We start from the raw sequence: 6,628 nt of genomic DNA on the forward strand, positions 1-6,628 counted from the left end.
GGGCGGGATCAGCCGATCCCGCCACCTGCGACGTAGAGCGTCTGGCCGGTGATGTAGGACGCCTCGTCAGCGGCGAGAAAGCAGATTGCGGCGGCCAGTTCCTCGGGCTCGCCGAAGCGGCCCAGCGGGGTATCGCGCAAGGTCTGCTCCATCACTTCGCCAAAGCCCTTGCGGTCCGCGTCGGAGGGCGGGGCAGGATTGCGTGGGGTGACACGGGTCACGTTGACCCCGCCGGGAGCCACGCAATTTACCCTGATGCCACAATCCTCCAATTCCAGAGACAACGCAGCGGTCAGCGCCGCCACGCCGCCTTTCGCAGCCGCGTAGGGCACGCGATTGACCCCGCGCGTTGCCACCGAGCCGATGTTGACAATCGCGCCGCGACCTGCCGCGCGCATGTGGGGCAGCACTGCATGGCAGCACCACAGCGTCGGCCACAGCGATCGATTAATCTCGGCGACGATTTCTTCGGTGGTGTATTCCCAATAGGGCTTGGCCCATATCGTACCACCTACATTATGGACGGCCACGTCGATCCGCCCGAATTTATCGCTTACAGCGTTATACAGGGCAGCGGCTCCAGCCTGTTGCTCAAGGTCGTGGATGGCGGGGTGCGCGTCGACAGATTCGGCCATAAGTCGCGCAACCGCATCCAGTGTCGCCTGTTCTGCACGATCGGCAACCACGACCGTGGCCCCTTCTCGCCCTAGGCGCTGGGCGGTAGCAAAGCCGATCCCCTGGGCTGCTCCTGTGACAACTGCGATCTTGCCTGCAAATCTGCCGTTCGCGTCTGTCATCCCTGATTTCTCCCAACCCACACCGCATCCGGCCGGACGCGTGCAATCCTAGTGGCATTCGGCCTCATAAATCCGTATTCCACCCTTGCCAAGTCAATAGGCAATGCGTTACACATTGGCTAATGTTTGAAGAGTATTTGGGAGATGTTTTGTGGCGCGTGAACTGCTGACTGCTGCTGATGTGAGGGGTGCCTGGGCGATCGTGCCGACGCCGGCCAAGGAAGGTGCTTCCGACTGGCGTGCCACCGATACTGTTAATGTCGACGAAGCAGCCCGCATGGTCAACGGCCTGATTGAGGCCGGGGTCGACGGCATTCTCAGTATGGGGACGCTGGGCGAGGCCGCGACCATGACACTTGACGAAAAGCTCGTCTTTATGAAGACTATCGTCGATGCCGCCGCGGGCCGGGTGCCGGTGTTTGTCGGCACAACCTGCATCAACACCCGCGACACCATCGCGCTGACCCGCCAGGCAGTCGATATCGGCGCGACCGGGACGATGCTGGGCGTACCGATGTGGTGCGCGCCGAGCGTCGATGTCGCGGTCCAGTTCTACAAGGATGTCGCTGAGGCGGTGCCCGATATCAATATTGCAATCTATGCCAATCCCGAAGCATTCAAGTTCGATTTCCCGCGCCATTTCTGGGGTCAGGTCGCCGAAATTCCGCAGGTTGTCACTGCCAAGTACATCGGCGTCGGCACACTGCTGCCCGATCTGGCCGCGATCAAGGGGCGGATCAAGCTGCTGCCGATCGATTTTGATTACTATGGCGCGGCGCGGATGGACGATTCGGTCGATGCCTTCTGGACCAGCGGCGCGGTCTGCCATCCTCTCGTCAGTACGACATTGCGGGATCTCGTCGCCCAGGCCCGCGCCACCGGCGACTGGAGCAAGGCCAAGACATTCATGGGGCGGCTCGCGCCCACGGCAGCAACGCTGTTTCCCAACGGCAGCTTCAAGGAATTCTCCACCTACAACATTCCGCTGGAAAAGGCGCGGATGACCGCCGGTGGATGGATGAACGCCGGACCTTGCCGTCCGCCCTATCACCTGTGTCCCGAAAACTATCTCGAAGGTGCGCGTAATTCGGGCAGGATGTGGGCCGAACTGGGCAAGGCGCTCGAGGCGGAGCGTTGAAATGAGCTGAATTGCTGCAATCAAACCTGTGGGGAAACGAGGATGGCTGAAACAACACTGACCTGGCCCAAGAACTATAATGAAGTTCCCAAGGCGGCCTTTACTCGGGCGGATCTCTACGCTGACGAGATCAGGCGGATTTTTCACGGCCCGGAATGGCACCCGATTGCGCATGAAAGCGAATTGCCCAATCCCGGTGATTTCAAGACGATGCGGCTGGCCGGAATCCCGCTTCTGATCTCTCGCGACGAGGCCGGCGTGGTGCGGGTGTTTTACAACGCCTGCTCGCACCGCAGCAACCAGCTCGAAACCGCAGTGATGGGCAACAAGACCGAGTTTGAGTGCCCCTATCACCGCTGGCTGTTCAACGCCAAGGGGAACTTGGTCGGCTGCCCCAACCCGCGCGAATTCCTGCCCGGCTTCGACAAGGCCGATTACCCCTTGGAGCAACCGCGTTTCGAACTTTTCTATGGTCTGATCTTCGTCACGTTTTCGGCCGAGACTGAGCCACTTGACGAGTTCCTCGGCGAAGCCGGCGAAACACTGCGCGAACTGATGGCCGGCGACGGACGGCTGAAGCTGCTCGGCTATCAGAAGGTTCGCTACGACAGCAACTGGAAGGGCTACAACGACAACGACGGCTATCATGCCCCGTTGCTGCACGCGGCGTTCAAGATGCTCAACTGGCAGGGCGGCAAGGGGCGGCAGTATACCGCCACCAAACGCGGCCATGTCTGCTTCGAATCGGCACTCTCCGTGGCGAGCGGCCCCAGCGTTCTGAAAGACAAGGATCTGATTTCCTTCAAGGGGCAGGATCCATCGGTCGGGTCGCGGATCGTCCAGCTGTTCCCCACCTTCGTCTCGACCAAGCACCTCGATGTCATCAATCTGCGCTTTGCCAACCCGGTCGACGCAGAGACTACAGAAGTTCACTACGCCTATTTCGCCCACCAGGACGACGATGCGGACATGGTTCGCCACCGCTTGCGGCAGAGTTCCAACCTGTTGGGTCCCTGCGGGCTGATCAGTATGGAAGACGCCTCGATCTTCCACCGGATCCACATCGGCAGTCACACGCCGGGCAACGCTATCTTCCAGAAAGGCGTGCGTGATCCGGGCAAGCTGGAATCGGAGTTTCTGCAGAACGATGAAAGCGGCAATCTGCCCCGCTGGGAATATTACCGCTCGGCGATGGGTTTCGAGAGGGCAGAGGCATGACGGCCACCACTCCCGAGCTGGAAAAAGCGATCGACCGATTGCTGCTGGCCGATGCCAACGCGCTTGACAGCAAGGACATGCCGGGCTGGCTGGCGAACTATGCCGAGGAAGAACAAGCATCCTATTATTGCCGCGCGGTCGAAAATAGCGAGCACAACCTCGAGCTCGGATTCATGTTCGACGATTGCCGGGCACGGCTCGAAGATCGCGTCACCTATGTGAACGAGATCTGGGCCGGCACCTTTCAGGACTACCGCACCCGTCATTTCGTCCAGCGCGTCAGCCATCGCCAGGTCGATGCCCGAACGGTGGAAGTGGTTTCGAATTTCTCGGTGTTCATGACGCCGATGGATGCCGGCGTCACCCAAGTCCTGGCCGCCGGCCGCTATCTCGATACAATGCGACTGTCAGACGATGGTGGCGCCAAGTTGCTGTCCCGCCGCGCCGAGCTCGATACATCGGTTCTCCCCCGTTATCTGGTCTACCCGATTTGAGTTGCTACACTCTGTCTTCAGCCCGAAAATGCGCTTAAACCAACGGGGGTAAGGATAGATGATCATCGACGCGCATGCCCATCTGGTTGCTCCGGCATCGCTTTATGTGCACAGAAGCAGTCTGATTGTTTCGGGGGGCAATACGGAGAGAGCAATAGTGTCCGTCGTCAGAACATTTGGCGCAACTCGCGGCGTAGATTAGCGGAGTGCGGGCCTCGTCTGGGGGTTTCTTTGGTTCCGTCGGGCAGGATGCCGAGCGCGATGTAGACCGCCTTGTTGCGAACGAAGCCTTCGTCGCGAACCTTCACGCGGATCGCGTCGAAGAACACCAGAGGATAGCAATCATCGAGCGGCCGGCCCTGCCATTCGGTCACCGTTTCCAGCACGGCGTCGGTGATCGTGGAGATCAGATCCGGCGCACGTTAATGCCGTACAGCTCTTCCAGGTGCCCCCGGATCTCACGCACCGTCATGCCGCGTGCGTACATCGAGATGATCTTCGTATCGAAGTCCGGGAAGTGGCGCTGATACTCGGCGATCAGCTTGGGATCGAATGTACCCGAACGGTCGCGCGGAATATCCAGCGTCACTTTCGACGTGCCGGTCAGCATCGTCTTCTTCGAGCTGCCGTTGCGCCGATTGGCGACGCCGGCCTCCGCTTCCGATTCGAGATGATCGTCCAGTTCTGCCGTCAGCATCCGTTCCGACAGTGCCTTCTTCAACTCGTCAATCAGTCCGTCCCGGGCGAATAACTCTTGCGGGTCACGTCCGTCCAGCTGGTCCAGTAACTCCTTGTCGATTGCCATATCGATGGTCCTTTCCATTCCATCTATATGACCTCGCGCACAAAATTACTGACAGTCCCCGACCGGAACGCCGGCACGCTTGCCGCTGTTCACCTCGGCCTTCTTCACCCACTCCAGCAGCGTGTGACCCGAGCAGTCAATCATGGCCGCTATGGATGTGATCGCTGCCCAACGGGAGGGATGCTCGCTCTCTTGATCCAGCGCCAGGCGAACAGCCCGTTCACGCACCTCAGGTGAAAACTTGTTCGTTGTCTTGCTCATCGTAGACCCTTCCTCTCAGGAGTTAGGGCCTCCGGCAATCCCGGGGCGGTTCAAGAACGTATGGCCCGCCCCGTCTGCAAGGACTATTTTGAGGCTGGCAACTGACTGGTCTGCATCAACGTATACGGCATATCAGCGTTGCGCTGTCGCCAAGATGGAGCTTCGCACGCTCTGAACCTCATAATGGGGGTGGCAGCAAAGTGCCGTTCTTGGTACCAGGCTTTCAGGGCGTCGATTTACCGTCAGGCCATCTTCAAAATTCCTCCCGCAGACATCGTGGTCACACAACCGGTCGAGGACCGGTGACCAGGATACTCAGATCGGCATTGCAGCACGGTCGATCGACAACGTGTCTCCGCGACGCAGTGTGACCCAAGCGATCCGGGCCAGCTTGTTGGCCAGTGCCACCGTCACCGTGTTGTAGTGGCATCTGGCAAGCAGGCCGAGCAGCCAGCTCCCCAGCGGCGTCTCGCTCTTGGCAAGCGATGGCAGTGCAGCTCTTGCACCATGGATCAAAAGGGTTCGCAGGTACCTGTTTCCGCGTTTGCTTATTCCTCGAATCTTCGGTTTCCCGCCTGTCGTGTATTGCTTCGGTACCAAGCCCAGCCAAGCGCTGAGATCACGGCTCCGTTCAAAGGTCGACGCATCTCCGACTGCGGCTGCCAGGGCTGTCGCATTGAGCGAACCGATCCCTGGGATCGTCAAAAGCCTGCGCGCCAGTTCATCGGTTCGGGTGAGTTCTAGAAACTCCATATCAAGCGCCGCGATCCTGTCGTCCAGCGTCTTCCACTCCTCGCGTGTTTCCATCATGAACCGACGGATCCGACCCTCGGGAAGACGATCCGTATCGGCTAGCATCGCATCGAGTGCCCTCTCGAACTTCTGGCGGCCTTGGGGCGCTACGATCCCGCGTTCCATTAGGATCGCTCGCGCCTGATTTATCAGGTTCGTACGCGCTCCCACGAGCTGCGACCGCACGCGATGGAGCGACTGAACATCGAGCTGATCCTGGGTCTTCATCTCGACGAACCGCATGGTCGGTCGCGTTGCGGCTTCCGCGATCGCCTCTGCGTCGCGATCATCGTTCTTTTGCGCCTTTACGTAGGGACGGACATATTCCGGCGACATCAACCAGACGGTATGGCCTTGAGCCGCCAGCAACCGACCCAGATGATGCGCCCCGCAACAGGCCTCCATCGCGATCACGCATGGCGCCAGCTTCGCTGTGAAGCCTGGAATTGTGGACGGGCGCATGCGTCTGCTCAGCACGACTTTGCCAGTCGTATCAAGCCCGGCAGCACTGCAGCTGTTCTTGCCCAGATCGACTCCAAGTGTACAAATAGTCATGGCTCGCTCCTTTCCTTTTCACCAACAACCGCATCCTATCAGATGCTGGAAAAGGGGCGGGCCATTCCATAATTGGTGGCGGGAAACGAGAATGAAGATAGTGTATATCGATCGCTCGATGTCGGCGTTCAGGAGCCCAACTCGTTTTCGCGGGACATGTTCCGCAAAGGTCATGACAAAGCTGACGCAGGTTTATCCCGATGCGGAAATTGTCTACCGCGACCTCGCCGCTGATCCGCTTCCGCATCTTCGCGCGCATACGCTTCCGGCTATTTTCGGGCAGGCTGAAAGCGAAGACTGAGACACGGCGACCGAGCCTGGTCTGAGCAAGGAAGCTCTTGCGCAGTTCATGGATGCCGACGTTGAATAGCCCCTAGATTTGTGGACGCCTTCTTTCCTAAATTTGAGGACAGGAGGCGACGATGGGGAAAGCTAATTTCAGCGACGAGTTCAAGCGTGATGCGGTGGCCCAGATCACCGAGCGCGGCTACCGGGTGACCGAGGAGCGCGACATCCTAAAAACGTATGGCCCGCCCCGTCCGCAAGGGGTTTATCAAAGACGGCACGA

At 59.4% G+C, this 6,628-nt stretch carries 7 protein-coding genes and 2 pseudogenes; 5 read left to right on the forward strand and 4 right to left on the reverse strand.

Annotated elements, in window-relative coordinates; all coding sequences use genetic code 11:
- Window positions 1-8: 8 nt before the first annotated feature.
- Window positions 9-797: a 1,6-dihydroxycyclohexa-2,4-diene-1-carboxylate dehydrogenase gene (locus B2G71_RS19965; RefSeq protein ID WP_066762559.1), complete on the reverse strand. Its 789-nt coding sequence runs from the start codon at window positions 795-797 to the stop codon at window positions 9-11.
- A gap of 151 nt (window positions 798-948) precedes the next feature.
- Between B2G71_RS19965 and B2G71_RS19970 the strand changes: the two genes are divergently transcribed.
- Genes B2G71_RS19970 through B2G71_RS19980 form a run of 3 tightly spaced genes read left to right on the forward strand, consistent with a single transcriptional unit; the run spans window position 949 to window position 3,647 of the window.
- Window positions 949-1,935: a dihydrodipicolinate synthase family protein gene (locus B2G71_RS19970; protein ID WP_066762562.1), complete on the forward strand. Its 987-nt coding sequence runs from the start codon at window positions 949-951 to the stop codon at window positions 1,933-1,935.
- Window positions 1,936-1,977: 42 nt separating this feature from the next.
- Complete coding sequence (locus tag B2G71_RS19975) at window positions 1,978-3,153, forward strand: aromatic ring-hydroxylating dioxygenase subunit alpha (protein ID WP_066762564.1); 1,176 nt, start codon at window positions 1,978-1,980, stop codon at window positions 3,151-3,153.
- A complete protein-coding gene (locus tag B2G71_RS19980) occupies window positions 3,150-3,647 on the forward strand; it encodes an aromatic-ring-hydroxylating dioxygenase subunit beta (protein WP_066762567.1) in 498 nt (165 codons plus the stop codon). The genes B2G71_RS19975 and B2G71_RS19980 overlap by 4 nt, the downstream gene beginning before the upstream one ends.
- Before the next feature lie 227 nt (window positions 3,648-3,874).
- Here the strand turns inward: B2G71_RS19980 and B2G71_RS19985 are convergent.
- From B2G71_RS19985 to B2G71_RS19995, 3 genes and pseudogenes are all read right to left on the reverse strand, one after another.
- A pseudogene (locus tag B2G71_RS19985) lies at window positions 3,875-4,452 on the reverse strand (transposase); the annotation flags it as partial.
- A gap of 66 nt (window positions 4,453-4,518) precedes the next feature.
- A pseudogene (locus B2G71_RS19990) lies at window positions 4,519-4,713 on the reverse strand (IS3 family transposase); the annotation flags it as partial.
- A gap of 315 nt (window positions 4,714-5,028) precedes the next feature.
- Window positions 5,029-6,060, reverse strand: a complete 1,032-nt coding sequence (locus B2G71_RS19995) for an IS110 family transposase (protein WP_066762568.1) — start codon at window positions 6,058-6,060, stop codon at window positions 5,029-5,031.
- A 172-nt stretch (window positions 6,061-6,232) separates the two neighbouring features.
- Here B2G71_RS19995 and B2G71_RS24765 point away from each other — a divergent pair, with 172 nt between their 5' ends.
- Window positions 6,233-6,361, forward strand: a complete 129-nt coding sequence (locus tag B2G71_RS24765) for a hypothetical protein (protein ID WP_268237109.1) — start codon at window positions 6,233-6,235, stop codon at window positions 6,359-6,361.
- Window positions 6,362-6,482: 121 nt separating this feature from the next.
- The coding region (locus tag B2G71_RS23850) for a transposase (RefSeq protein ID WP_141521638.1) at window positions 6,483-6,628 on the forward strand (146 nt) is incomplete at its 3' end.

The sequence above is a fragment of the Novosphingobium sp. PC22D genome, from assembly GCF_002556635.1.
In the GTDB taxonomy this organism is placed as follows: Bacteria; Pseudomonadota; Alphaproteobacteria; order Sphingomonadales; family Sphingomonadaceae; genus Novosphingobium.

Bases quoted from the DNA above. Each gene is read 5' to 3' on its own strand.
- B2G71_RS24765 (WP_268237109.1), top strand. From the start codon at position 6,233: ATGACAAAGCTGACGCAGGTTTATCCCGATGCGGAAATTGTCTACCGC.
- B2G71_RS19980 (WP_066762567.1), top strand. From the start codon at position 3,150: ATGACGGCCACCACTCCCGAGCTGGAAAAAGCGATCGACCGATTGCTG.
- B2G71_RS19965 (WP_066762559.1), bottom strand. From the start codon at position 797: ATGACAGACGCGAACGGCAGATTTGCAGGCAAGATCGCAGTTGTCACA.
- B2G71_RS19995 (WP_066762568.1), bottom strand. From the start codon at position 6,060: ATGACTATTTGTACACTTGGAGTCGATCTGGGCAAGAACAGCTGCAGT.
- B2G71_RS19975 (WP_066762564.1), top strand. From the start codon at position 1,978: ATGGCTGAAACAACACTGACCTGGCCCAAGAACTATAATGAAGTTCCC.